This window comes from Streptomyces sp. 8K308, from assembly GCF_004348315.1.
Classification (GTDB): Bacteria; Actinomycetota; Actinomycetes; order Streptomycetales; family Streptomycetaceae; genus Streptomyces.
Window position 1 is genome coordinate 1 of sequence record NZ_SMKC01000069.1, and the last position, 26,260, is coordinate 26,260.

The 26,260-nt window shown below is 72.1% G+C and carries 22 protein-coding genes, 1 tRNA gene and 1 pseudogene; 16 read left to right on the forward strand and 8 right to left on the reverse strand.

The features are described from left to right. The first annotated feature begins 41 nt into the window (after positions 1–41). Positions 42–653 carry an RdgB/HAM1 family non-canonical purine NTP pyrophosphatase gene (gene rdgB / locus E1265_RS13040; RefSeq protein WP_132930469.1) on the forward strand — a complete coding sequence of 204 codons (612 nt, stop codon included), beginning with the start codon at positions 42–44 and terminating at the stop codon, positions 651–653. On the opposite strand, the gene E1265_RS13045 is transcribed toward rdgB, so the two are convergent. Together E1265_RS13045 and E1265_RS13050 are read right to left on the reverse strand one after the other, a co-directional pair. Continuing rightward, the gene (locus E1265_RS13045) at positions 634–1,287 is read right to left on the reverse strand and encodes a class F sortase (RefSeq protein WP_243740747.1); all 654 of its coding nucleotides are present in this window, start codon (positions 1,285–1,287) and stop codon (positions 634–636) included. The genes rdgB and E1265_RS13045 overlap by 20 nt on opposite strands. Continuing rightward, positions 1,284–1,871, reverse strand: coding sequence for a hypothetical protein (locus E1265_RS13050; protein ID WP_132930470.1), 588 nt, complete (start codon positions 1,869–1,871; stop codon positions 1,284–1,286). The genes E1265_RS13045 and E1265_RS13050 overlap by 4 nt, the downstream gene beginning before the upstream one ends. A gap of 143 nt (positions 1,872–2,014) precedes the next feature. On the opposite strand from E1265_RS13050, the gene E1265_RS13055 reads away from it, so the two are divergent. Then, positions 2,015–3,547 (forward strand): recombinase family protein, encoded by a 1,533-nt coding sequence (locus E1265_RS13055; protein ID WP_243740748.1) that lies wholly within the window; start codon positions 2,015–2,017, stop codon positions 3,545–3,547. Positions 3,548–3,609: 62 nt separating this feature from the next. Further along, the gene (locus E1265_RS13060; RefSeq protein WP_132930471.1) at positions 3,610–4,389 is read left to right on the forward strand and encodes an HAD-IIA family hydrolase; all 780 of its coding nucleotides are present in this window, start codon (positions 3,610–3,612) and stop codon (positions 4,387–4,389) included. Positions 4,390–4,416: 27 nt separating this feature from the next. On the opposite strand, the gene bcp is transcribed toward E1265_RS13060, so the two are convergent. Then, on the reverse strand, positions 4,417–4,899 hold the full coding sequence (bcp, locus tag E1265_RS13065; protein WP_132930472.1) for a thioredoxin-dependent thiol peroxidase: 483 nt from the start codon (positions 4,897–4,899) through the stop codon (positions 4,417–4,419). A gap of 154 nt (positions 4,900–5,053) precedes the next feature. On the opposite strand from bcp, the gene E1265_RS13070 reads away from it, so the two are divergent. Both E1265_RS13070 and E1265_RS13075 read left to right on the forward strand, forming a co-directional pair. Then, positions 5,054–5,386 carry a DUF3618 domain-containing protein gene (locus tag E1265_RS13070; protein WP_132930473.1) on the forward strand — a complete coding sequence of 111 codons (333 nt, stop codon included), beginning with the start codon at positions 5,054–5,056 and terminating at the stop codon, positions 5,384–5,386. A gap of 76 nt (positions 5,387–5,462) precedes the next feature. Then, entirely contained in the window at positions 5,463–5,765 is a 303-nt protein-coding gene (locus tag E1265_RS13075; protein WP_132930487.1) for a co-chaperone GroES, read from the forward strand. Between the two features lie 34 nt (positions 5,766–5,799). On the opposite strand, the gene E1265_RS13080 is transcribed toward E1265_RS13075, so the two are convergent. Continuing rightward, complete coding sequence (locus E1265_RS13080) at positions 5,800–8,145, reverse strand: transglycosylase domain-containing protein (protein ID WP_132930474.1); 2,346 nt, start codon at positions 8,143–8,145, stop codon at positions 5,800–5,802. A 182-nt stretch (positions 8,146–8,327) separates the two neighbouring features. Next, entirely contained in the window at positions 8,328–9,611 is a 1,284-nt protein-coding gene (locus E1265_RS13085; RefSeq protein WP_207931053.1) for an SGNH/GDSL hydrolase family protein, read from the reverse strand. A 167-nt stretch (positions 9,612–9,778) separates the two neighbouring features. Between E1265_RS13085 and E1265_RS13090 the strand changes: the two genes are divergently transcribed. From E1265_RS13090 to E1265_RS13105, 4 genes are all read left to right on the forward strand, one after another. Then, positions 9,779–11,068 (forward strand): DUF445 family protein, encoded by a 1,290-nt coding sequence (locus E1265_RS13090; RefSeq protein WP_243740751.1) that lies wholly within the window; start codon positions 9,779–9,781, stop codon positions 11,066–11,068. A 528-nt stretch (positions 11,069–11,596) separates the two neighbouring features. Beyond that, on the forward strand, positions 11,597–11,779 hold the full coding sequence (locus E1265_RS40670; protein ID WP_347877196.1) for an HNH endonuclease signature motif containing protein: 183 nt from the start codon (positions 11,597–11,599) through the stop codon (positions 11,777–11,779). Between the two features lie 642 nt (positions 11,780–12,421). Beyond that, positions 12,422–12,640, forward strand: coding sequence for an HNH endonuclease signature motif containing protein (locus E1265_RS38955; protein WP_243740749.1), 219 nt, complete (start codon positions 12,422–12,424; stop codon positions 12,638–12,640). A 6-nt stretch (positions 12,641–12,646) separates the two neighbouring features. Continuing rightward, positions 12,647–12,721 (forward strand) — tRNA-Leu (locus E1265_RS13105). Positions 12,722–12,726: 5 nt separating this feature from the next. Here E1265_RS13105 and E1265_RS13110 read toward each other — a convergent pair. After that, positions 12,727–13,728: a LacI family DNA-binding transcriptional regulator gene (locus E1265_RS13110; RefSeq protein WP_132930477.1), complete on the reverse strand. Its 1,002-nt coding sequence runs from the start codon at positions 13,726–13,728 to the stop codon at positions 12,727–12,729. A gap of 266 nt (positions 13,729–13,994) precedes the next feature. On the opposite strand from E1265_RS13110, the gene E1265_RS13115 reads away from it, so the two are divergent. From E1265_RS13115 to E1265_RS13145, 7 genes are all read left to right on the forward strand, one after another. Then, complete coding sequence (locus E1265_RS13115) at positions 13,995–14,927, forward strand: sugar ABC transporter permease (protein WP_132930478.1); 933 nt, start codon at positions 13,995–13,997, stop codon at positions 14,925–14,927. A 7-nt stretch (positions 14,928–14,934) separates the two neighbouring features. Continuing rightward, on the forward strand, positions 14,935–15,876 hold the full coding sequence (locus E1265_RS13120) for a carbohydrate ABC transporter permease (protein ID WP_132930479.1): 942 nt from the start codon (positions 14,935–14,937) through the stop codon (positions 15,874–15,876). 110 nt (positions 15,877–15,986) lie between these two features. Beyond that, positions 15,987–17,339: a sugar ABC transporter substrate-binding protein gene (locus E1265_RS13125; RefSeq protein WP_132930480.1), complete on the forward strand. Its 1,353-nt coding sequence runs from the start codon at positions 15,987–15,989 to the stop codon at positions 17,337–17,339. A gap of 103 nt (positions 17,340–17,442) precedes the next feature. Further along, positions 17,443–19,464 carry a beta-galactosidase gene (locus tag E1265_RS13130; RefSeq protein WP_132930481.1) on the forward strand — a complete coding sequence of 674 codons (2,022 nt, stop codon included), beginning with the start codon at positions 17,443–17,445 and terminating at the stop codon, positions 19,462–19,464. Positions 19,465–19,841: 377 nt separating this feature from the next. Continuing rightward, positions 19,842–21,860: a glycoside hydrolase gene (locus E1265_RS13135; RefSeq protein WP_132930482.1), complete on the forward strand. Its 2,019-nt coding sequence runs from the start codon at positions 19,842–19,844 to the stop codon at positions 21,858–21,860. Positions 21,861–22,139: 279 nt separating this feature from the next. Beyond that, the gene (locus E1265_RS13140) at positions 22,140–23,150 is read left to right on the forward strand and encodes a methyltransferase (protein ID WP_165953738.1); all 1,011 of its coding nucleotides are present in this window, start codon (positions 22,140–22,142) and stop codon (positions 23,148–23,150) included. A gap of 67 nt (positions 23,151–23,217) precedes the next feature. After that, positions 23,218–24,327, forward strand: coding sequence for a helix-turn-helix domain-containing protein (locus E1265_RS13145; protein ID WP_243740750.1), 1,110 nt, complete (start codon positions 23,218–23,220; stop codon positions 24,325–24,327). 85 nt (positions 24,328–24,412) lie between these two features. Here E1265_RS13145 and E1265_RS13150 read toward each other — a convergent pair whose 3' ends face one another. Together E1265_RS13150 and E1265_RS37000 are read right to left on the reverse strand one after the other, a co-directional pair. After that, positions 24,413–25,867, reverse strand: a complete 1,455-nt coding sequence (locus tag E1265_RS13150; RefSeq protein ID WP_132930484.1) for a flotillin family protein — start codon at positions 25,865–25,867, stop codon at positions 24,413–24,415. Positions 25,868–25,990: 123 nt separating this feature from the next. Continuing rightward, positions 25,991–26,260: pseudogene (locus tag E1265_RS37000) on the reverse strand (hypothetical protein); the annotation flags it as partial.

Below are 26,260 nucleotides of genomic sequence, written 5' to 3' on the forward strand. Positions count from 1 at the left end.
GGGTGGGTGGGGGGAAACCCGCCGCAGCGATAATGAGGCGCATGGAGCGACTCGTACTGGCCACCCGCAACGCCCACAAAGTGACCGAGCTGCGGGCGATCCTCGGCACCGCCGGCGTCACCACGGAGCTCGTCGGCGCCGACGCGTTCCCCGAGGTGGGGGACGTGAAGGAGACCGGCGTCACCTTCGCCGAGAACGCGTTGCTCAAGGCCCGCGCGCTGGTCGAGGCCACCGGCCTCCCGGCCGTCGCCGACGACTCGGGCCTCTGCGTGGACGTGCTCGGCGGCGCGCCCGGCATCTTCTCGGCCCGTTGGGCCGGCCGGCACGGCGACGACCGCGCCAACCTCGACCTGCTCCTCGCCCAGCTCGCCGACGTGCCGGACGAGCACCGGGGCGCGCACTTCGCCTGCGCCGCCGCGCTGGTGCTGCCGGACGGCACCGAGCGGGTGACGGAGGGCCGGCTGGTCGGCACCCTGCGGCGAGCGCCGGCGGGCGCCGGCGGCTTCGGCTACGACCCGATCCTGCAGCCGGAGGGCGAGACCCGCACCTGCGCCGAGCTGAGCCCGGCGGAGAAGAACGCGATCAGCCACCGGGGCCGCGCCTTCCGCGCGCTGGCGGGCGAGCTCGCGGAGCTCACGGCTCCGTCCCGGTGAGGTACGCGGTGACCACGACGTTGGCCGAGTAGCTGCCCCGCTCGCGGTCGAACGTGCCGCCGCAGGTGATCAGCCGCAGCTCGGCGTCCGTTCGGCCCGGCCTTCCCTGCGGGCCGTAGACCCGTTCGGCGTCGAACTCCGCGCGCTCCACCAGGTCCACGCCCCGCACCGTGAACTCCGCGACGCTGCCGTCGGCCCGGGTGACCAGGACCTCGGCGCCCGGCTCCACCGTGCTGAGGGCGTGGAAGACGGCCGGCTCCCGCTCGGTGTCCACGTGGCCGACCAGGACCGAGGAGCCGGCCGCGCCGGGCGTCGGCCCGCCGGCGTACCAGCCGACGAGATCGGGGCTGCTGAACGGCGGCGGTTCGACGCCGCCAGCGGCGTCGATCCCGCGCTCCACGACGTCGGCCCGCACGCCCAGCGACTCGATCTCCAGGGTGCGTGGCGGCGCGGAGCCCGCGAGCGGGCTCAGGGCCGGCGGCGGTCCCGCGCCGCCGTCCGCCACCGCCCAGGGCACGCCGACGCCGCCGAGCGGCAGTCGGCCCTCCGTCACGTCCCGGGCCCACAGCCAGATGCCGAGCAGTACCAGCGTCCAGGTGAGCACCGGGAACAGCCGGCCCCCGGCGCGCGTCACCGCCGCGCGCCGCGCAGCCGCCGAACCAGGAACACCACGCCGCAGGCGAGCAGTCCGCCGGCGAGCAGGGTCAGTCCGGCCGGTCCTGTCGGCACGCTCGCCCCGGCCGGCGACGACTCGCCGGCCGTGCCGCCGCCGCCCGCGCCCACCGGCCCGGTCGGATGCGCGGGGGCGGGCCGCTCGGGCCGCTCCTCGGCGGTGGGCCGCGGCTGGCCGCCCGGCGGGGCGGCGGCGACGACGGTCAGCTGGCCGGTGAGGCTGGTGCCGGCGCACTCCACCTCCACCGGGTAGCCGCCCGGCTCCAGGGTCGACCGCACCCGCGCCTCACCGAAGAGCTCGCCGCCCGTCGCCGGCGCCAGCACGGCCTCGGCGACGAAGCCCTCCGAGCCGGCCGTGGCCGAGGCGCCGGCGCAGCCGCGCACCCGCAGCTCCACCTCGTCGCCTGGCGCGGCCTCGGCCGGACTCACCCGCACCTCGGCCGCCCCGGACGGCGGTTCGGGATCTGCGGCGAGGACGGTGCCCGCGGCCACCACCGTCATGGCGGCCGCACACAGGGTGAGCTTCAGGGGAAAGGCGATGCGCATGGCAGGAACCTCCGGGTCGGTACCACGAAGGTCCCTCGCCACGCGCCCCGCCGCATCCGCAGCACGCCCAGACGGGGGGCCGGATTCAAAGCTGTACGTCCTGAACCTCCATGTGCTTCAAAAACGTATAGTGAGGCCTGTTCGTGACGGTGAGGCTGGTGAGGCAACACATGCTTATGGTGGGCGGCTATGTCCGAACCTCGGATGTTGGATACGTCGGCGATGAACGCGATGGGCGTGCGGGAATCATCCGCCAGCAGGAGGACGTGGTCGGGTTGGCCAAGCTGGTGGGGTGCAGGGTGCACCGCATCTACGAGGACAACGACACGTCCGCGTACAAGCGTCATGTGAAGCGCAGGGGCTTCGAGCAGCTGATCCTCGACCTTGGGGCAGGCGTTATCCACGGCGTCCTGGCGTACAGCGTCGATCGAATCGCACGTCAGCCTCGCGACCTTGAACGTCTTATCGACGTCTACGAACAGGCCCGACGTCCGATGATCTTCGCTACCACCGTGGACGACTGCGACTTGTCGACCGCGGAGGGGCGTTTCCAGGCTCGCGTATACGTGACTGTCGCCAACAAGTTCTCCGCGGATGCCGCGCGTCGCGTCGCTCGACAGAAGCTCGCCGAGGCCGCCGATGGGAAGCCTCACAAGGGGCAGCGTGCATTCGGTTGGAAGGACGCGGAGCACATCGACGAGCGGGAAGCCGAACTTCTCAGAAAGGCCCGGGCGGATGTGGTTCGAGGGAAGAGGCTCGCGACTGTGCATCAGGAGTGGGTGCGGCAGGGCGTGCGCGGTCCACAGACTCCACCAGGCAAGACGATCAGCTACAGCAGCGTGCGGTACGTGCTCCGAAACCCTCGTCTCTGTGGGTACCGCTCGTACGTTCCGCAGGAGGTCCGCGAGCGGTCGGGCCGAGTAGACCCCGTTGAGTACCTGGTCGAGCGTACGGACGGAACGCCGGTCAAGGGGCGGTGGGAGACGATTTTCGAGCCTGCGGAGTGGCGAGAGCTGATTGACGTGCTGGACGCGCGCGCAAACCCGGGGCAGGGGCGCACGGCCGGGAGCACGGTGACGAAGCGCCTGCTGACCGGCATCGCTCGCTGCGCCCGATGCGGGAACGGGCTGTCTTCCGGGGTGTACGCGCGAGGGACCGCCAGCTGCGAGAAGTACGGGTATTACTACTACTGTCGCAAGGCGGATGGCGGTTGCGGGAAGCTCTCGCGGAGCGGCCCGCCCGTTGAGGACCACGTCGAAGCGGTCCTTCTCGATAACCTCAGGACGCGGGCGAGCGATGTGCCCCATGCCGCAGCAGGCGACCCCGAGCTGATGAGGGCCAAGGAGACGCTGAGGCAGATCGAGGCCGACAAGGCCGAGGCCCGTCAGCTCCGTGCCGACGGTCTCTTCTCACTCGCGGAGTTCGCACGCGAGATCCGACGGCTTGAAGATCTGGAGCGGCAGCACAGGGAGCGGGTGGGTGGCGGCTCCGCGATGCCGGAGTGTGCTGGTCTCGCCGCCGCGCGTGTTCTTCGAGAGTGGGAGACGTACACCCCAGATATGAAGCGGCAAGAAATCATGCGAAGTGTCGAGGCCGTGATGATCAAGCCCGCTGGTAAGGGCGGGGCGCAGCGCGGCATGTTCCGACCTGATCTGATCGAGATCGTATGGAAGTGATCCGTACCCGGCGGAATAGCATGGTCGCCGCACCAGTCCGCACATGACAGGAGTCCTCACCCATGACTGAACGCAGGCCCATCGACTCGTGGCTCACCGACATGGATGGGGTGCTGATGCACGAGGGCGTCCCGGTGCGGGGAGCCACGGAGTTCATCAACAACCTGCGTGAGTCGGGCAAGCCCTTCCTCGTCCTCACGAACAACTCGATCTACACGGCGCGTGACCTGTCCGCCCGGCTCATTCGGATCGGGCTTCAGGTACCCGTCGAGAACATCTGGACGTCCGCCCTGGCCACCGCGAAGTTCCTGGACACCCAGCACCCCGGTGGTACGGCCTATGTCATCGGCGAGGCCGGGTTGACCACCGCGCTGCACGATGTCGGCTACGTGTTGAGTGAGTCCGAGCCCGATTTCGTGGTCTTGGGGGAGACCCGGACCTACTCGTTCGAGGCGCTGACCAAGGCGATCCGGCTGATTGACGCTGGTGCCCGCTTCATCGCCACCAATCCCGACAACACCGGCCCGTCCCCTGAAGGAGCCCTGCCAGCGACGGGCTCCGTGGCCGCGTTGATCACGAAGGCCACCGGGAAGGAGCCGTACTTCGTGGGCAAGCCCAATCCACTGATGATGCGGACAGCCCTGAACACCATCGGGGCCCACTCGGAGACCAGCGCCATGGTTGGCGACCGAATGGACACCGACGTGCTGGCCGGTCTTGAGGCCGGGATGGAGACGTTCCTCGTCTTGACGGGGTTGACGAGGAAGACCGACATCGACCGTTACCCGTTCCGGCCGACCCACGTCGTGGACTCGATCGCCGATCTCGTCGAACTCACCTGATCGTCGCATCGCAGGGTTTCCGGGGCTTCATCCCTCGGAACCGGAGACGGCGAGGTCCTTGATGAGCTTGGCGACGTGGCCGGTGGCCTTCACGTTGTACAGGGCGCGCTCCACCTTGCCGTCCCCGTCGACGATGACGGTGGAGCGGATCACGCCCGTGACGGTCTTGCCGTACAGCTTCTTCTCGCCGAACGCACCATAAGCCGTGAGGACCGCCTTGTCAGGGTCGCTGACCAGCGTGACCTTCAGATCCTCCCGCTCCCTGAACCTGGCGAGCTTCTCCGGCTTGTCGGGGGAGACCCCGATCACGTCGTATCCGGCGCCGGCCAACAGCTCCAGGTTGTCCGTGAAGTCGCACGCCTGCTTGGTGCAGCCCGGCGTCAGGGCCGCCGGGTAGAAGTACACGATGACCTTGCGACCCGCGTGGTCGGCCAGCGACACCGGGCGGCCGTCCGCGTCGGGCAGGGTGAAGGCCGGGGCCGGGTCACCCGGCTGCAGACGCACGCTCATGGCGGCTCCCTCGTGTCTCGCGTGCTCGCCGGTCTCACTGGCGAGCTGGTACGCCACCCAGCCTAAACGGGGGGACCGACAGGCACGCCGCGCATCGAGCTGACACACTGTGCCGAGCAAGCGGATCAAGCGGACGACGACGAAGGGCGGCAGCGTGACCGAGGCAGCCGGGACACCGGCGACACCGGCGGAGATCGAGGCGCGGATCGCGCGGCGGCGGGAGAACCTCGCCAGGACGCTGGACGAGATCGGGGTGCGCGTGCACCCGAGCACCATCGCGGACGAGCTGCGGACGCGGGCCGCGGCCAACATCGACCGCACCGCGGGCCGGGCGGTCGAGGCCGTCAACCGCACCGTAACCGGCGTGCGTTCGCGGTTCGTCACCGAGGACGGCGCCCCACGCCTCGACCGCCTCATCCCGGTGGCGCTTCTGACGGTCGCCGCCGTGGGCCTGCTGGTCGCGGCCAACCGCCGTCGACGCCGGTAGTTCCGACGTCACCCACCTGAGATACGGTCATCACGTGAGCTCTTCCGCACCCTCCCACGACAAGCTGCCCATCCGGATGCTGCACGACCGGGTGCTGGTCCGCGCAGACTCCGCCGAGGGCGAGCGCCGCTCGCTCGGCGGCATCGTGATCCCCGCGACGGCCCAGGTGGGCCGCCGCCTCGACTGGGCCGAGGTCGTCGCCGTCGGGCAGAACGTGCGGACCGTGGAGCCGGGCGACCGCGTGCTGTACGACCCGGAGGACCGGGCCGAGGTCGAGGTGCGCGGTGTGTCCTACCTGCTGATGCGCGAGCGCGACCTGCACGCCGTCGCCGCCGAGCGCCTCCAGGGCACCGAGGACTCCACCGGCCTCTACCTCTAGTGCCGCCGGCCCAACATCCGCCGTCCGAAGGCGACTAGCCGAAGCCGACGACCCCGATCACCGGCACCCGCACCCGGTAGGACCCCTCGGGCAGCAGGGCCGCCGGTGGTAGCCCCGGCGCCTCGTCCGGCGCGCCCGTGCCGCCGCCGCCCCCGCCGGGCCCCGGCGTGCCGGCCGGCGGCGTCCCCGCCGGGGACTCGCCACCGGGCGGCGGCCCGGTCCGCTCGGGCTCCCGCGGTTCGGCCGGGCCCGTGCGCTGCCCGGATCCGCCCCGCTCCTCGGAACCGCCCGACTCCTCGGCCGACGGGGACTCAGAACCGTCCCGCTCGGCGTCGTCCTCCTCGACGCCGGCCAGGTCGAACGACCGCCTCGGCTCGCCGGCCAGCGCCTCCCGCGTGTACTGGGCCCAGATCTCGGCCGGGAAGCCGCCGCCGCTGATCCGCTCCCGGCCCGCCACGCCGTACAGTTCCCGCTGCTCACCCGACTCCGGGTCCTGCCCGAACACCGCGACCACGGTGGCCAGTTCCGGGGTGTACCCGGCGAACCAGGCGGCCCGGTCCTCCTCCGCCGTGCCCGTCTTGCCCGCCGCGTCCCGGCCCGCCTCGCCCGCGGCCCGACCGGTGCCGTCGCGGACCACGCCCGCCAGCATCGCCGTGGTGCCGTCCGCCGCCTCCCTGGACACCGCCCGCTCCGCCCGCGGTTCCGGCAGCTCGACCCGCTCCCCGTCCCTGGTGACCTCGGCCACCAGCGTCGCGTCCCGGTGCGTGCCGTGCCCGGCCAGCGTCGCGTACGCCTCGGCCACGTCGAGCGTGCTCGGCGTCGCGGTGCCGAGCGAGATCGAGCCCCGCGCCCCGTCGAGGCCGGGGGTGGTCTCGGGGATGCCGAGGTCCACGGCCGTCTCGAGCACCTTCGCCGGGCCGACGTCGGCGCCCAGCTGCGCGAAGACCGCGTTCACCGAGCGGTCCATCGCCTCGGCGACCGTCAGCGTGCCGAAGTCCTCGCCGTTCTCGTTCTCCGGCGCCCAGCCGCTGCCCTCGCCCTCCCGGTCGACGACCTCGCGGCCGCTGTCCCCCTCGTACTCGGTGTCGGGGCCCACGCGCCTGCCGTCCACGGTCCGCGCACGGTGCTGCAACGCCGCCGCGTAGACGAACGGCTTGAAGGTGGAGGCCGCCTGGTAGTCGCGTCGCGTCGCGTTGTTGACGAACTGCTCGGTGTAGTCCCGGCCGCCGTACATCGCCACCACCCGGCCGGACGCCACGTCGACCGAGGTCGCGCCGACCCGCGCGTAGGAGTCGGGCGGCTCGTCGGCCGAGAGCCCGTCGAGCAGCCGCTCGTGGACGGCCCGCGTGAGCGCGCGCTGCCGCTCGGGGTCGATCGTCGTGGTGATCTGGTAGCCGCCCTTGGCCAGTTCCTCCTCGCTCACCACGCCGGTCTCCACCAGGTGCTGCCGCACGGCCTCCACCAGGTAGCCGCGTTCCCCGGACAGGCTGTCGGCCGGCCTGAACTCGCGCGGCTCGGGGAACGTCAGCCGCTCGCGCCGCTCGGGCGCGAGCCAGCCCTCCGAGACCATCCCGTCCAGCACGTACTCCCAACGGGCCACCGCGCGCCGCTCGTTGTCCGGGTTGGTGCGCACGTCGTAGGCGCTCGGCGCGTTGAGCAGGACGGCCAGATAGGCGCCCTCCGCCGTGTCGAGCTCGTCGACGTCCTTGTCGTAGTAGGCGCGGGCGGCGGCCTGCACGCCGTAGGCGTCGCGCCCGAAGTAGCTGGTGTTGAGGTAGCCCTCCAGGATGTCGTCCTTGCTGACCTCGCGTCCCAGCTTCACCGCGATGATCAGCTCCTTCACCTTGCGGCTCACGGTCTGCCGCTGGTCCAGGTAGTAGTTCTTCACGTACTGCTGGGTGATGGTGGAGCCCGACTGCTTCTCGCCGCCGCGCACCATGTTCCACGCCGCCCTGATCATCGCCGTCACGTCCACGGCCGGAACGTCGTAGAAGTTCCGGTCCTCGGCGGCGAGCACGGCGTGCCTGACGGTCTCGGGCACCCGGGACAGCGGCACGCTCTCCCGGTTGACCTCGCCGGCCACCGCCAACTGCGAGCCGTCCGCGTAGCGGTAGACGTTCGCCTCGGCCGCCGCGGTCGACCGGGGCTCCGGGATGTCCACCAGCAGGTAGGCGGCGACCAGCGACCCAGAGCCGCCGAGCACGCACAGCGTGGTGCCCGCGAACAGCATCCGCCAGGTGGGCAGCAGGCGCCGCAGCCCGTGCCTGCGCGGCCGCGCGCGCCGGCCCCGGCGGGGCGACCCACCGCCGCCCCTCGACGCCAAGACCGGCCGGCGCGGCGCGCGACCGCCGGGCCGCTCGCCCGTCTCGCCGTCCCTCATCGGCTCACCTGGCCCCGGCCGAGGGCATCGGCCGGTCGGGGTGTCCTCGTCTCATACCCGACCGTCTAGGGCACCCGCGCGCCGGCGACGCCGAGCCCCGGCCCGCCGGTCACCCGGTCGGCCCTGCCGACTCACCCGTAGGAGCGGCCAGGGCCGGCGCGGCGTTCGGGCCCGGACCGGGCCTAGAGCGCCTGCTCCTCGGTGTCCCTGACCAGGTCGGCCAACGACACCGCGCGGGCCATCGCCGCGTAGCCGGCGTCGCTCGGGTGCAGCCCGTCGCCCGAGTCGTAGGCGGGCAGCAGCGACTGTGGGAAGGCCGGGTCGCGTAGCGCGGCGTCGAAGTCGAGCACCGCGTCGAAGACGCCGCCCGACCTGATCTCCGCGTTCACCAGTTGGCGCACCCGCTCGCGCTCCGGGGTGTAGGTGTGGTGGCCGCCGAACGGCGCCAGCGTGGCACCCACCACCCACAGGCCGGCCGCGTGCGCCTCGGCGGTCACCTGGCGCATCGCCGCCACGATGGCCGCCGGGTCCGTCTGCTGCGGTGGGGCCGTGATGTCGTTGATGCCAAGCTGCAGCACCACCGTGCGCAGCCCCGCCTGCTGCACCACGTCGAGACCGAGCCGGCGCAGCCCGCTTGCCCCGTTGTACTGCCGGGTCAGGTCGCCGTCGAGCAGCAGCCGGTTGCCGCTGATGCCCTGGTTGAGCACGGCGAGCTGCGGCGCGTCCGCCTCGGTACGCAGCCGCTCCGCCAGCAGGTCGGTCCAGCGGCGGTTGGCGCCGACCATCGAGGTGATGCCGTCCGTCAGGGAGTCGCCGAGCACCGCGATCGAGCCCTCGGCCGACTGGCTCAGCACCTGCACCGAGCTGACGTACCGCCAGACCTCGGCGACCCCGGTGAACGACGCGCCCGACTCCTCACCGGCCGCGTCCCCCGACGCCACGTAGCTGATCTGCTGGGCCATCCGGTGGTAGGTCACGGACCCGGACGCCTCCGGCGCGTACACCGTCACCAGCAGGTCCGAGTCCGCCGCCACCTCGAGCCGCACGGGGTCGCTGAGCACCCGCTCACCGGGCGGCACGAGCACCGAGGTGCCCTCGCCGAACGTCAGCCGCCGCATGCTCCCCGGCACCGCGCCCGGGCCGCCGCCGACGGAGAGCGCCACCGTGACGTTGGTGAACCTGACCGGTCTGCCGCCGTACTGGTTGGACAGCTCCACGCGCACGCTGCCGCCGCCCACCGAGGTGTGCACCACGTTGCGCAGGGACCGGTCGGGCAGGCCCGCCTCCGTGCCGGGCTCAGGTCCTGTGGGCGCCGCCGACCAGGTGCCCACCCACTCGGCGCCTGCCGCCGGTGTCACGCTCCGTGTCGGGTGCGACTCCGGCATCACCTTCTGGGCGCGCTCCCCGACACCCGACGCGTCCTGCCCGGTGCCGACCGCGACCAGCACCCCCAGAACCACGGCCATCAGCCCCGCCAACAGGCCGAATGCCCGCCGTCCACTCACCACTCCCACCCGCTCATGATCCCACGGTCGGAGTACCCCGGCTCACCCGCCCGGGTGAGGGACCGGTCACGCGCGGAAACCAGGACGGATGCCGGGACAATGTACGAGTGGCAGATCGTACGAAGCTGGTGGACGGCAGCGGGGAGGCCCGGCCAGGCGGCCGTCTCACACCGGGCGACGAGGCGCGGCTGCGGGGCCTGCGGCGGATGAAGGCGGTGGCCACCGGGCTGCTGCTGCTCGTGGCCGCCGTCTACGGGCTCGCCACCTGGGCCGAGCACGCCGGCGCCGGCGCCTGGGCCGGCTACCTGGCCTCCGCCGCAGAGGCGGGGATGGTCGGCGCGCTCGCGGACTGGTTCGCGGTCACCGCCCTCTTCAGGCACCCGCTCGGGCTGCCCATCCCGCACACCGCGATCATCCCCACCAGGAAGGACCAACTCGGCGAGTCCCTCGGCGACTTCGTCGGCGAGAACTTCCTCGCCGAGGACGTGGTCAGGGCCCGGCTGCGGGCCATCGGCCTGGCGGGCCGGCTCGGCGGCTGGCTCGCCAGGCCGGAGAACGCCGACCGCGTCACCGCCGAGCTGGCCACCGGCGTGCGCGGTGGCCTCACCGTGCTGCGCGACGCCGAGGTGCAGGCGGTGATAGGGGAGGCCATCACCCGCCGCGCGGACGCGGTGGAGATCTCGCCGGGACTCGGCCGCGTCCTGGAGCGCGTCATCGCGGACGGCGGCCACCACCGTGCCGTCGACCTGCTCTGCGCCCAGGCACACGACTGGCTGGTCAAGCACCGTGACTCCGTGCTCGCCGCCGTGGAGGGCGGCGCGCCCGGCTGGACCCCCCGCTTCGTCGACCGCCGCATCGGCGACCGCGTCTACCGCGAACTGCTGCGTTTCGCCGGCGAGATGCGCGACTCCAGGGAACACCCGGCGCGCGCCGCCCTCGACCGCTTCCTCACCGACTTCGCGCACCAACTCCAGACGGACGAGGAGACCAGGGCCAGGGTGGAGCGGCTCAAGGCCGACCTGCTGCACCGGCCCGAGATCCAGGAGTTGATCGCCTCCGCCTGGGGCACGGTGCGCGCCATGATCCTGGCCGCGGCCGAGGACGAACGCAGCGCCCTGCGGCTGCGCGCCCGCGCCGCGATCCTCTCCCTCGGCGCCCGCCTGACGACCGAGGAGCGGCTGCGCGCCAAGCTGGACGGCTGGGTCACGGACGCGACCGTCCACGTCGTCTCCGGCTACCGGAAGGAGATCACCGCGCTGATCACCGACACGGTCGCCTCCTGGGACGCCCGCACCACCTCCCGCAAGATCGAGCTGCACATCGGCCGTGACCTCCAGTTCATCCGCCTCAACGGCACGATCATCGGCGCCCTGGCCGGCCTGGCCATTCACACCCTGACCCGCCTCGCCGGGTGGTGACCGCAACCGGCCCTTCGCCTTCTCGTTGGTCAGTGCGACCGGGCGAGACCAGCGACGTCCGGTCGAGGGAGGGCATGTGTCTGTTCGGTACACCCGGGAAGCCGTCGAGCGAGCCGTCGGTACTGCCGTGTCGTTGTCCGAAGTCGTCAGCATGCTGGGCGGGAAGCCCAGCACCGGCTCACGGGCGTATCTGCGCACGCTGCTGCGTCGCTGGTGAATCGATGCCTCCCATCTGGAGGCGGAGGGGCTCAGGCACACCGAGCGCCGGTTGCGCGCGGTGGTGCGTGAGGCCTCGAGCGTGGCGGACGTGGTGCGCCGCCTCGGTATCAGCCCGGTAGGCGGTAATCACGCCCATATCGCGCGGCGCATCGGCGCCCTCGGCATCGACACCACCCACTTCCAACCTCGGCGGGCGGCTCCCGGGAGGCGAATCGCAGGCCGAGGCAGGTCCCCGCTGGCCCTGGGGGCTCCAGTCGATCGGCGTACCCCTGGCGATCGACTTCGGCGCTGCTTCGCGCGGGCGTCAGGGTGGAGTGCTGCGAGTGTGGTCAGGGGACGGAGTGGCAAGGCAGGCCGTTGCGGCTGGAGGTCGACCACATCAACGCACGGTACTGGGACAACCGTCCGGAGAACCTCCGCCCGCTGTGTCCCAACTGCCACGCGGTGACCGATACATACCGGGCGCGTGGCCGCGCCGGTGCGGTGGAGTGAAGTGCGTCCGCGACCTCCGTTGACGCGTGAGGTCCTTCTCCTGGTGGCGGGCCAGGCATCGAGCCTCGTCGACCTGCTGCGGCGCCTGGAACGGCCATTGGACCACGGCACGGCACGGTACCTCAGGCGACGACTCGAACACCACGGGATCGACGTGCGCCACTTCCGGGAGGAGCCGCTGCCACCGCGACCGCGCCGGTCGTACTCGGCGGAGAGTCTGCGTGAAGCAGCCGGTCAATCCCGCAGCATGCGCGAGATGGCGGACCGGCTCGGGGCTCCGACGTCTGGATCCGTCTACACGTATCTCCGGAGGCGCGCCGAACATTTCACCATCGACATCTCGCACTTCTCCGAGAACCGCGCCATCGACGAGGCGAGGCTGCGAGAGGCGGTGTCGAACTCGGCCAGTGTCGCGGCCACGTTGCGCGCACTCGGGCGCCCGTCACGTCAGCGCACCGCACGCGTGTCACGCGGGAGGTCACCCGGCACGGGATATCCACCGCCCACTTCACCGGGCGGGGGCACAACCGTGGCCGGACGCCGGGAAATCGGCTCTCCGCCGACGAGATCCTTGTGCGGCGCGAGGCAGGGGCATCGAGGAGACGGCGGTCTCTTCTCCATCGGGCGCTCCAGGAGAAGTCGGTGCCCTACCAGTGCGTGGTGTGCGGAACGGGCGATCGCTGGCGCGGCAGGCCGCTGGCGTTGGAGATCGACCACATCAACGGCGAGCCGTGGGACGACCGGCTGAGCAACCTCAGGTACCTCTGTCCGTCCTGCCACGGCCAGACGCCGACCCACGCGCGCCCCGCGCGCTGCGCCTCTCCGGCGGCGCGGGGTACGTGGGCCCGGCCGGTAGAGTAGGGCTGCGGGTCCGTACCCCAGTTGGCTAGAGGGCGCCGGTTTAGGTCCGGTGTGTCGTGGGTTCGAGTCCCACCGGGCCCACGCAACTACTCGATGCCGCGTCCCGCAGGCGGCGGGGCCGTGCTCTCCCGTCGTACGAGCCAGGTCGGCACGAGCGTGGTGCCGCGTTCCAGCGTGTCGGCCCGCACCTGGCGCAGCACGCCCTCCACGGAGCGGCGGCCGAGCTCCGCGAAGTCCTGGTGGATGGTGGTGAGCGGCGGCATGAACGAGCTGGCCTCCGGGATGTCGTCGAAGCCGACGACGCTGACGTCGCCCGGCACCGAGCGGCCCCTCTCGTGCAGCGCGCGGAGCAGGCCGAGCGCCATCTGGTCGTTGGCGGCGAAGACGGCGGTGCAGTCGGGCTCCTCGGCCAGCCGGAGGCCGGCCCGGTAGCCGGACTCGGCGGACCAGTCGCCGCGCACCGGGGGTGGCACGGGGCGGCCCGCCTCGGTGAGGGTGGCGCGCCAGGCGGCGGCGCGGCGCTGGGCGGCGAAGGACTCCTCGGGGCCCGCCAGGTGCCAGACGGTGCGGTGGCCGAGTTCCAGCAGATGGCGCACGGCCTCGCGGGTGCCGCCGGCCTGGTCGGTGTCGACCACGCTGTAGCGGTCGCCGGCGTCCGAATCCACCACGACCACTTGGACGTTGGGCGGCAGCGAGACGGTCGCCGCGTCCAGCAGGTGGACCTCCAGGATCGCGATGACCGCGTCCACGGCGAGCTCGCCGAGGCGGGTGAAGGCGCCGCGCACGCCGTCCTGGGTGGGGACGGCGACCGGCAACAGCGTGATGGCGTAGCCCTCTTCGGCGGCGGAGGCCGAAATGGCCTCCAGCGTGCGGACGTTGCCGGTGGTGGCGAGGGTGAAGAGGATGACCCCGATGGTGCGGAACTCGCCGCGCTTCAGGGCACGGGCGGCGCTGTTGGGGCGGTAGCCGAGCTCCTTCATGGCGGCGAGCACCTGCTGGCGGGTGGACTCCACCACGCCGGGGTGGCCGTTGGAGACCCGGGAGACGGTCTGCGAGGAGACCCCGGCGAGTCGTGCGACGTCGGCCATGGACACTCGCCGCTTTCTGATGTGCACCAGCCGTCCTCCCGTCCGTTGCTGTCGCTCATCGTGCCACGTTGTGCGGGTCTGCGCGTCTCTGTTTGATTACGTAGGTCTCGTCAGGCCTCTCAGCTCTTGACGCCCCCCAGGGGGCAGTGTAAACATCACGCGAAATTGATGTTTACGTAAACATACTGGGCGTACATATCCGCACACGTCCGATGTTTGCGCAAACACCGTCGCGCGGACACCCGGACGAGCAGCGAGGAAAATCCATGACAACGTTGTCGCCGCCGGCCACGGCGGGACGTGCCGCGTCCCGGCGCCCGGGGCGCCGGGCCCAGCGCAGGCGCTCCTGGATCGGCTGGGGCTTCGTCGGCCCCTTCATGGCCGTCTTCGCCCTCGTCTTCCTGGCGCCGATCGCCTACTCGATCTACCTGAGCCTCTACCGCGACCAACTCATCGGCGGCAACAGCTTCGTCGGCCTGGACAACTACCAGCGCGCCCTGGAGGACCCGCAGTTCTGGGACTCGCTGGCCCGGGTGTCCCTGTTCCTGGTCGTCCAGGTGCCGATCATGCTGTTCATAGCCCTGCTGGTGGCCCTGGCCCTGGACAGCGGTCGGCTCTACGGCAAGAGCTTCTTCCGCGTCGTGATCTTCCTGCCCTACGCGGTCCCCGCCGTGGTCGCCACCATGATGTGGGGCTTCATGTACGGCTCCCGCTTCGGCCTGGTCGGCAACGTCGAGGACGCCTTCGGCGTCTCGCTGCCAGACCCGCTCTCGCCCGACCTGGTGCTCGCCTCCATCGGCAACATCGTCACCTGGGAGTTCGTCGGCTACAACATGCTGATCTTCTACTCGGCGCTGCGGGTGATCCCGAACTCCCTCTACGAGGCCGCCGAGATCGACGGCGCCAGCCAGCTCCGGGTGATCACCGCGATCAAGCTGCCCGCCATCCGCGGCGCCCTGGTCATCGCGACGATCTTCTCGATCATCGGGACCTTCCAGCTGTTCAACGAGCCCAGCATCCTGCAGAACCTGGCGCCCAACGCGATCACCACCGACTACACGCCCAACCTCTTCACCTACTCGCTGGCCTTCTCCGGGCAACAGCACAACTACGCGGCCACGGTCGCGATCGTCATGGGCCTGCTGACCATGGTCATCGCCTACGTCGTGCAACTCCGCGGCATGCGAAAGGAAGCGTGATCCGGCGATGAGCGCCTCCGCCCCCGCTACCACCGTCTCCGCGACCCGCGACGGCACCCCCCGCCGCGCCGCCGTCCGGTTGCGCCCCCAGCGGCACAGCCGTGACAGGCCCCGTCGTAGCCTGCTGCTCACCCTGCTGACCGGCCTGGTCCTGCTCTACACGCTGGTCCCGCTGGCCTGGCTGCTGTTCAACTCGACCAAGACCCAGGCCGGGCTTTTCGACTCCTTCGGCCTCTGGTTCGACGGCGACTTCGCCCTGTTCAGCAACATCGCCGACACCTTCACCTACAACGACGGCATGTTCACCCGGTGGCTGCTGAACACCCTGCTCTACGTGGCGCTGGGTGCCGGCGGCGCCACCTTCCTGGCCGTGCTCGGCGGCTACGCGCTGGCCAAGCACGACTTCCCCGGCAGGCGCGCCGTGTTCGCCGTCATCATCGGCGCGGTCGCGGTGCCCGGCACGGCGCTCGCCGTCCCCACCTTCCTGATGTTCAGCGAGATGGGGCTCACCAACACCCCCTGGGCCGTGATCATCCCGTCGTTGATCTCGCCCTTCGGCCTCTACCTGATGTGGGTCTTCGCCTCCGAGGCCATCCCCACCGAGCTCATGGAGGCGGCCAGGATCGACGGCGCGGGCGAGGTGCGCACCTTCTTCCAGGTGGCCCTGCCCCTGCTGGCCCCCGGCATCGTCACCGTGCTGCTCTTCACCATGGTCGCGACCTGGAACAACTACTTCCTGCCGCTGATCATGATCAAGGACCCGGACTGGTATCCGCTGACCCTCGGCCTCAACTCGTGGAGCGCGCAGGCGCAGACGGCCGGCGGCGAAGTCATCTACAACCTGGTGATCACCGGCTCGCTGCTCACCATCCTGCCGCTGATCGCCGCGTTCCTCCTGCTCCAGCGCTACTGGCAGTCGGGTCTGGCCGCCGGCAGCGTCAAGGAGTGACCGGCGGGACCCGGCCCCGCGCCGCCCCACCGATTCCCTCGTCCCTACGATCCCCGGCTCCACCCCCTCCTTTCCACCCTCCGGGTCTGACAACGAAGTGAGTGACCACGATGACCAGCACCAAGCGCCACCTGCGGCGCGGCACCGCCCTTGCCGGCGTGCTCGCGATCGCCACCCTCGGACTGGCCGCCTGCGGCTCCGATGACGACGGCGGCTCCGGCGGCGGCTCCTCGCCCGACGACGTCCAGGCGGCCCTCGAGGAGGGCGGCGAGATCACCGTCTGGGCCTGGGAGCCCACCCTGACATCGGTCGTCGAGGACTTCGAGGCGGCCTACCCCAACGTGACGGTCAACCTGGTCAACGCGGGCACTGGCAACGACCAGTACACCGCGCTCAGCAACGCCATGGAGGCCGGCAGCGGGGTGCCCGACGTGGCGCACATCGAGTACTTCGCGCTGGGCCAGTACGCCATCGCCGACAACCTCACCGACCTGTCCTCCTTCGGCGCCTCCGACCTGGAGGGCACCTACACCCCCGGCCCGTGGAACGCGGTGCACGCCGGCAGCGACGGCATCTACGGCCTGCCCATGGACTCCGGCCCGATGGCCATGTTCTACAACCAGTCCGTCTTCGACCGCCTCGGCGTCGAGGTGCCCACCACCTGGGACGAGTACGTGCAGGCCGCCCGTGACCTGCACGAGGCCGACCCGAACGTGTACATCACGTCCGACACCGGCGACCCCGGCTTCACCACCAGCGCCATATGGCAGGCCGGCGGCAAGCCCTTCACCGTGGACGGCACCAACGTCGGCATCGACCTCACCGGCGACGCCGCGTCCCAGCAGTTTGCCGAGACCTGGCAGCAGCTCATCGACGAGGGCCTGGTCAGTGACATCAGCGGCTGGACCGACGAGTGGTACCAGGGCCTGTCCGACGGCACCATCGCCACGCTGAACGTCGGCGCCTGGATGCCCGCCAACTTCGAGTCCGGCGTGCCCGGCGCGTCCGGCGACTGGCGGGTGGCCCCGCTGCCGCAGTGGGAGGAGGGTGGCACCGCAAGCGCCGAGAACGGCGGCAGCGCGCTCACCATCCCGTCGGCCAGCTCCAACAAGGAACTCGCCTACGCCTTCATCGAGTACGCCAACGCCGGCGACGGCGTTCAGACCAGGCTGGCCGAGGGCGCCTTCCCCGCCACCGTCGCCGACCTGGAGTCCGAGGAGTTCCTCAACGCCGAGTTCGAGTACTTCGGCGGCCAGCAGGCCAACCAGATCTTCGCCGAGTCCGCCGCCAACGTCGTCGAGGGCTGGTCGTACCTGCCGTACCAGGTCTACGCGAACTCCATCTTCAACGACACCGCAGGCCAGGCGTACGTCTCCGGCACCACCCTCGCCGAGGGGCTCGCGGACTGGCAGGAGCGGCTGATCGCCTACGGCCAGGAACAGGGCTTCTCCATGACCGAGTAGCACGCGCCACGCACGGGTGGAGGGGCCGGGCCGGCCCCTCCACCCGGCCTTGTCATGCCCTACCCAGTCCGCCCCACGAACTCAGCGTCCCCCGAGGAGAACGATGACCACCGCCCGCTCGCCCCACTGGCTGCGCTGGCCAACGCCCGGGGCCCGCCTCGGCTACGGCGCCGACTACAACCCGGAACAGTGGCCGCGCGAGGTGTGGCAGGAGGACGTCCGGCTGATGCGGGAGGCCGGCGTCAACATCGTCTCCCTCGCCATCTTCTCCTGGGCCCGTCTCCAACCCGGCCCGGACACCTGGGACTTCACCTGGCTCGACGAGGTGATGGACCTGCTGCACGAGAACGGCGTCGCCGTCGACCTCGCCACCGCGACCGCCTCACCGCCGCCGTGGCTGACCACCGCGCACCCGGAGGTGCTGCCGGTCACCAGGACCGGCGAGACCCTGTGGCCTGGCGCCCGCCAGCACTGGCGGCCCACCTCCCCGGTGTTCAGGGAGCACGCGCTGCGCCTGGTCACCGCGCTCGCCGAGCGGTACGCGGAACACCCGGCGCTGGCCGCCTGGCACGTCAACAACGAGCTCGGCTGCCACAACATCTACGACTACTCGGACGACGCGGCCGCGGCCTTCCGCGCCTGGCTGCGCGGCCGCTACCAGAACCTCGACGCGCTCAACCACGCCTGGGGCACGGCCTTCTGGTCCCAGCGCTACACCGACTGGGCGCAGGTGCTGCCGCCCAGGCTCGCCGCCTCGCACCCCAACCCGACGCAGCAGCTGGACTTCAAGCGGTTCTCATCGGACGCGCTCAAGGACCACCTGCGGGCCGAGCGCGAGGTGTTGCGCGGGATCACCCCCGAGGTGCCGGTGACCACCAACTTCATGGTGATGGGCGAGACCAAGGGCATGAACTACGCCGACTGGGCCGGCGAGGTCGACTTCGTCTCCAACGACCACTACGTGCACCCGGGGCCGCAGGGTCTCGACGAGCTGTCCTTCTCCGCCAACCTGGTCGGCAACCTGGCCGGCGGGCGGCCGTGGTTCCTGATGGAGCACTCCACGAGCGCCGTCAACTGGCAGCCGGTCAACCGTGCCAAGCGGCGCGGCGAGCTGGCCCGCGACTCGCTGCTGCACCTGGCCCACGGGGCCGACGCCGTCTGCTACTTCCAGTGGCGGCAGTCCGCGGCCGGCGCCGAGAAGTACCACTCGGCGATGGTCCCGCACGCCGGCAGCGACAGCGCCGTGTTCCGCGCCGTCGTCGAACTCGGCCGGGTGCTGCGCGAGGACCTGGCGCCGGTCGCCGGGTCCGGGCGCCGACCGGCCAGGGCCGCGATCCTCTTCGACTGGGAGTCGTGGTGGGTCAGCGAACAGGACTCGCACCCCACGGAGTTGCTGCGCTACCGGCAGGAGGCCCTGGACTGGTACTCGGCGTTCCTCGCCCTCGGCGTGCGCGTCGACGTGGTGCCCACCGGCACCGCGCTCGACCGCTACGAGCTGGTGGTGGCGCCCGTGCTGCACGTGCTGCCGGCCGAACTCGCCAAGGAGCTCACGCGCTTCGCGGAGGCCGGCGGGCACCTCGTCACCACCTACTTCTCCGGCGTCGTCGACGAGAACGAACACGCCTGGCTCGGCGGCTACCCGGGTCCGCTGCGCGACCTGCTCGGTATCCGCGTCGAGGAGTTCGGGCCGCTGTTCGACGGCGAGTCGGTCGAGCTCGACGACGGCACGACCGGCACGCTGTGGACGGACGAGATCACCGTCACCGACGAGGACGCCGTCGAGGTGCTCGCCGGCTACCGCACCGGCCCGCAGGCCGGCCGCCCGGCCATCACCCGCCGGGCCGTGCCGGGCGGCGGCTCGGCCGCCTACGTCTCCACCCGGCTCGGGGCCGGCGGCCTGACCGGAGTGCTCACCCGGCTGCTGGCCGAGGCCGGCGTCACCGGTGAGCTGCCGGGCACGACACGGGGCGAGGTCGAGCTGACCATCCGTCACCAGAACGGCGCGGAGTACTGGTTCCTGATCAACCGCACCGATCACGAGGTCGAACTCCCGGGCGTCGCGGGCGAGCCGCTGACCGGCTCCCTCCCCCTCGCGCCCCGGGGCGTGACCGTCCTCCGACGGTAGGGCGGTCGCGACCGGTGGCGCGGCTCCGCGCCACCGTCCCACCCAACGAAGGGACGTTCAGTGTTGAACCCTCCCCCACCTGAAGCAGGAGGATTCCCAGCTCAGGAAGCCCCACAGGCCAGCGACCCACAAGGTCTTACTCCCTCAACACCAGCCGGGACGGAACCTGCCCGGATCGTTGAGGGAAGCTCGGGTGTGCCGTCCAGGCTCTCGACCGGCACCGCGTGCGCGCCTGGTTCTCGCAACGCACAGCTTGCGGCTTACCCGCTCCTGCGGACGGTCTCTCGCCCTGACGGCGAAACCCCGTTTCCTGCCCTGCTCCGCAGGAGCCCAATTCCTCCCCGGCCCGCAGGCCGGGGCATCGTCGGAGGAGCCCGGTGAAGAGACCCGTCAGAGCCCACCGGCTGATCTGCTGCCTCGGCGCTTCCGTGCTGACCGTGAGCGGCCTCGCCGCCGGTCAGGCGGGTGCGGAGGAGTCGGTCGACGCCGCGGACCACGTCACCATCCGCCCCAACCCTTCCTACCAGGGCGACGCGTTCGAGGGCTGGGGCACCAGCCTGGTCTGGTTCGCCAACGCCACCGGCGACTACCCCGACGAGATCAGGGAGGAGCTGGCCGACCTCGTCTTCGGCGAGGACGGGCTCAACCTCAACATCGCCCGCTACAACGTCGGCGGCGGCAACGCGCCGGACGTCACCGACTACCTCAGGGCCGGCGGCGCCGTCGAGGGCTGGTGGCGGGCGCCCGAGGGCACGACCCGGGACGACATCGACTGGTGGTCGGCCGACGACCCGGCCGACTGGAACCCGGACGCCGACGCCACCCAACGGTGGTGGGTGGACCGGATCAAGGACGACATCGACCACTGGGAGGCGTTCAGCAACTCGCCGCCCTGGTTCATGACGGTCAGCGGCTACGTCTCGGGCGGCTTCGACTCCAGCGCCGACCAACTGCGCACCGACTCGGTGGACGACTTCGCCGCCTACCTGGTGGGCGCCGTCGACCGGTTGGAGCGGGCGCACGGCATCGACGTCGACACCATCGATCCCTTTAACGAGCCGAACACCCCGTACTGGGGAACCCGGTTGGGGGAGGACGGCGAGCCGGTCGGCGGACGGCAGGAGGGCGCCCACATGGGCCCCGAGCTCCAGCAGCAGGTGATCCGCGCGCTGGCCGAGGAGCTGGACTCCCGTGGCACCCGCACCGACGCGGTGATCGCGGCGATGGACGAGACCAACCCGGGGACGTTCGCCCGGAACTGGGCGGCCTACCCGAGCGAGGTGCGGGAGCTGGTCGAGCAGCTGAACGTGCACACCTACGGCACCGGTTCCCGCACCACCGTGCGCGACCTGGCCAAGGCCGCCGAGACCCCGCTGTGGATGAGCGAGGTCGAGGGCGACTGGGGCGACGGCCAGGACTTCGAGTCCATGCAACCGGGTCTCGGCCTGGCCCGGCACATGGTCGACGACCTGCGTGAACTGGAGCCGAGCGCCTGGGTGTTCTGGCAGCCGGTGGAGGACTACGACAACATGAGGCCGGGGGGTGAGTCGGAGCGGGGCGGCAACTGGGGCAGCATCCAGCTGTCGTTCAGCTGCACGGAGGAGGACACCCTGGAGTCCTGCCCGATCTACACCAACCAGAAGTTCAACACCGCGCGGAACTTCACCCACTACATCGAGCCCGGCGACCGCCTCGTGCAGGTGGACGACCCCGCGAGCACCGCCGCCGTCTCGGCCGACGGCCGCGGCGCGACCGTGGTGCACGTCAACGACGGCGACGTGGCGCGCGAGGTCACCCTCGACCTGTCCGCGTTCGGCCGCGTCGCCCGGGACGCCACGGTGACGCCCGTGGTGACCAGCGCGGACGGCGCGCTCGTCGAGCAGGACCCGATCCGGGTCACCGACCGGGCGGCCAGCTACACGGTGCCGGCCGACTCCGTCACCACCTTCGTCGTGGACGGGGTCTCCGGCGTCGCCGGGGACGCCGCCGCGTTCCAGCCGGGCCACGAGTACCGCCTGGGCGGGGTGCAGAGCGGCCGGGCGCTGACCGTCTCGGACGACGGTACGGGTGTGGTGATCCGCACCGCGGACGAGTCGCGCCAGGACCAGCTCTGGCGGGTCGAGCGGCGTGGCGAGCGCTACGTGGTGACCAGCGCGGTCGACGGGCGGCGGCTCGCGGAGCGCGTCGGCGCGCCGGTCCTGGAGCGGGACCGCGGCCGGCCGGACCGCGCGGCCCAGTGGATCGCCTCCTCGACGGGGGACGGCACCTGGACGTTCGTCAACGCGGCCACCGGCAACCTGCTCGAGGTCGGCGGCCAGGCCACGGCGGACAACTCGCCGGTCACCACCTGGCCGCCGAACTCGGGGGCCAACCAGCGCTGGGCGGTGAGCGAGTGAGCCGCCGGCCGTAGCGGGTCGCGGCAAGGGGCACTCAGGGGAGTGCGGGGGGGCGAGCGGAGCGCGCGCGGCGGCGTGCGCCTCCGTTTCGCCCCTTCGGGTGGTGATGCGTGCGATGCGATTTTCCAACGAGGCGGACGGGGAGCCAGCAGGCGGAAAGAACCGGCAGACGTCGACGGAGGGTGGCGGCATCGCATGGAGACGCGCGCGGATTCGCACAGGCAGGCCGGTGGGGCCCTCGCTCCCGAGCAGCCGGTCCGGGGAGGGGGCGCGGGGAAAATGGATGGCGTTCCCAAGATGTTGGCGTTGGCCGCCGGCGGCACCATCGCCCGTGCGCTGGCCGCGGCGGCCCGTCTTGGCATCGCCGACCTGCTCGCCGCTGGGCCGCTGTCGTCGGGCGAGCTCGCCAAGCGCACCGAGAGCCACCCGGAGGCGCTCGACGTGCTCCTCGGCACCCTGGCGCTTGCCGGCGTCCTGCGGCGCGAGGCGGACGGCGCCTACCGGCTCACGGACGACGCCGCGGTGCTGCGCTCCGACCACCCCGACTCGTTGCGGAACACGGTGATGCTGATCGCCGAGACCTACGACGACGCGTTCCGCGCCCTGGCGACCACCGTCAGGACGGGCGAGTCCGCCTTTTTTGAGGTCTTCGGTCGCTCGCTCTACGAGCACCTGACGGCCAGCCCGGAGGAGGAACGCGTCTTCGACGCCTCGATGGCCGAGCTGTGCCGCCCGGTCGCGGACCAGCTCGCCTCGGTGTACGACTTCTCCGGCGTCCGCACCGTGGTCGACGTCGGCGGCGGGGACGGCACCATGCTCGGCCGCGTCCTCGACGCGCACCCGACGCTGCGCGGGGTGTGCGTCGACCGGCCCAGCGTCTGCGAGCGCGCCCGTCGCCGGCCGCGTCCGGCCGGCGACCGGATCTCGTTCGAACCGGCCGACATCTTCACCGAGATCCCGGCCGGCGCCGGCCGCTACCTGATCAAGAACGTGCTGCACGACTGGCCCATGGAGCGGCAAGTCCGCGCCCTGACCGTGATCCGCCGCGCCATGGCGGGGAACCCGACGGCCAGGCTGCTGGCCATCGAGCCCATGCTCGAGGCGGAGCTCGCCGCCCCACACGTGCTGTCCCAGATGGTGATCTGCGAGTCGGGCACCCGCGGCATCGCGGAGGCCGACATGCGCCGGCTGCTCGCAACCGCCGGCTTCACTCCGCTCTCCGTCGTCCCGCTGACCGGCGGCCAGTACCTCTTCGAGTGCGTCCCGGCGCCGGAGCCGGCAGCCGGCTGACCGGCCGCGCCCGCGCTGATGGCATCGTTGCCCGGGGGAGAACCGCCGGCATTCCGAGGAGGGCGACGTGGCCGCGGGACTGGACGCGATACTGGACGACTTTCTGGACGGGTACGCGGAGATCCTCGCCGAGGTCTCCGCGACCGGCCGCCGGCTCACCAGAGACGAGTTGCGCGCGCGCCGGGCGCTCGGCGAGCGCGCGGCACGGGACGGCCTGCCGCTGCGCGAGCTGGTGCGCGTCCATCTGGCCGCCACCCGCACGCTGTGGCCCGAGCTGCCAGGGGTGACCGGTGCCCGTGGCGTCCGCCAGGTCGGGCTGACCGCCGAGGGCGTGCTGGCCGCCGCGGAACAGGCGGTCGACGCGTTGGCCGAGGGCTTCGAGCGGGCGCAGCTGCTCGCGGTGCGGCGGGACGAGGCGGCGCGCCGCGAGTTCATCGACGACCTGCTGCACGGCAGGGGAGAGCCGGGCAGCATCTCCGCCAGGGCCGAGCGGTACGGGCTGCGCCTCGCGCACACCCACGCGGTCGCGGTGGCCCAGGCGGCCGGCCCCTACGACGAGGCCCACGTGGTCACCAGACGCGTCGACGACGCGCTGGTCGGCAGGTTCGGCGTCCGAGAGGTGCTGCTGACCACCAAGGACGGCCGGCTGGTCTGCATCGCGCCAGGGCACCGCCCCGAGGTCCTCGAGTACTTCGCGGACCGGATGCAGGTCGCCGGCGGGGACGAGGAGCGGCTGCGGATAGCGCTCGGCCGACCGCACCCCGGCTCTGGCGGGGTGGTGCAGTCCTACGAGGAGGCGTTGAGCGCCCTGGAACTCGCCGACCGGGCCCTCATCGAGGGCGCGGTGCTGCGCGCCGCCGAACTGCTGGTGTTCCCCGTGCTCACCAGGGACCGGGAGGCGATGGCCGACCTGGTGAGCACGGTGCTCGGGCCGCTCTCCGCCGCACGGGGCGGCGCGGAACCGCTGGTCCGCACCCTCGACGTCTACTTCGGCGCCGGCTGTGTGGCCGCCGAGGCCGCCCGCCGGCTCTCCCTCAGCGTCCGGGCCCTGACCTACCGGCTCGAACGCATCCACGCCCTGACGGGCTCCGACCCGGCCGATCCGCTCCAGCGCTACACGCTGCAGACCGCCGTGATCGGGGCCCGCCTCCTCGACTGGCCGGCCCGGGACTTCTGACCACGCCGGGCGGAGCGACCGTCGTCGGCCGACCCGCCTCGCCGCGGCCGCCCCCCTCGCGGAGCGTCCGCGGCCCGACAGCCGGTCACGCCTCCGATGAGACCTCGATGCGCTCGGCCGCCAGGCCGAGCCGGTCGGAGGACGTCGCCGCCCTCTCCGCCTCGCTCCTCGCGGGGGAGCCCGCGCCGTCCGCCTCGCTCCCCGCGGGGGAGCCCGCCGCCAGGCGGGACAGCAGCGCCGCCACGTCCACGCCCGTCGTCGAGGCGAGCAGCTCCATGCCCTGGGTCACGTTGTCCGCCACGGCGCGCGGTAGCCGGCCCGCGCCGTCGGTGGATATCACGGTCATCCTGTCGATCGCGGACAGCGGCTCGGCCGCCTTGGCCACCACCTGCGGCAGCACCTCGACCAGCATCTGCAGCACCGCGGCGTCCCCGTATCCGGCGAAGGCCTCGGCCTTGCGCCGCATCGCCTCGGCCTCCGAGGCGCCGACGGCGGCGATCGCCGCGGCCTGGGCCTGGCCCTCCAACCGGTGTGCCTCGGCCAGCGCGGCACGGCGCTGCTTCTCGCCCTCACCCGTCAGCCTGGCCCGCTCCGCCTCGGCCCGCGCCGCGGCCACCTCGGCGATCCGCCGGGCCTCGGCCTCCTGCTCGGCCCGGTAGCGCTGGGCGTCCGCCGGCTTGCGCACCTCGGTGTCCAGCTGCCGGTCGGTCAACTCGGCCTGCCTGACGGCCACCTTCTCCTGCTCGGCCAGCACCTCCTGGCGCCTGGCCGCCTCGGCGAGCGGCCCCGCCGCGTTGGCCCTGGCGGCGGCCGCCTCGGTCTCCACCTTGATCTCGGCCTGCCGCAGGTAGAGCGTGCGCTGGGCGATCGCTATCTCCTCCTCGGCCCGCAGCCGCGCCTGCTCGGCGGTGCGCCGCGCCTCGGCCTCGGCGATGTCCGCGTCCTGCCTGGCCCGGGCGGCCTCGGGCCGGCCGAGGTCGGCGAGGTAGCTGCCCTCGGCCGCGATGTCCTGGATCTGGAAGGTGTCGAGCACCAGGCCCTGCCCGGAGAGGCTGGCCTCGGCCTCCTCCGCGACCTGGGCGGCGAACGCGGCCCGGTCCCTGATGACCTCCTCCACCGACATCCGGCCGACGATCGCGCGCAGCGCGCCGGACAGCACCTCCTGGGTGAACGGCACGACGCCCTCCTGCTGGCGCAGGAACCGCTGGGCGGCCGAGCGGATGGCGGTCTCGGTGCCGCCGACCTTGACGATGGCCACCCCGTCCAGGTCCACCTTCACCCCGCGCAGGGTGACCGCGCCGCGCACCGCGACCGGTATGTGCCGGCTCGACAGGTCCATCACGTGGCGGTGCTGCACCAGCGGCACCACGAACACGCCGGAGCCGACCACGACCTTCTGGCCGCCGGCGCCGCGTGAGACCCGCCCGGTGACGACGAACGCCTCGCTCGGCCCCGCCACCTTGTAGCGCGAGACGACCAGCAGGCCGAGCAGCAGCAGGAGGACGACCACCCCCACGGCGGACATGACGACAGTACTCATGAGTGCCTCTTCTCTTCCGGATCCCCCTGGATCCCCCCTCGGGACTCGCCCGGATCGACCGGCGGCCGGCGGTGTACGCACCCCCGCACGTGCCCCCACGCGCGCCACCGGGCGCCCTGGCGGTCAGCGCTCGACCGCGCGCACCTCGACCGACGTCGCGGACAGCACGTCCACCACCCAGACCTCGGCGCCCACCGGCATGGCCCGCCGGCTCCGCGCCGCGTACTTGGTCCGCAGCCCCGCGACGTCAAGCAGGACCTCGCCATATCCCCCATCGGGTATCGGCGTGATCACCGCCCCCGCCACGCCCACCAGGTCGGCGCCCCGCTGGGCCGCGTCCGGCTGGTCGCCCATCAGCGCCCGGCTCAGCCGCAGCACCCCCCAGGCCGCACC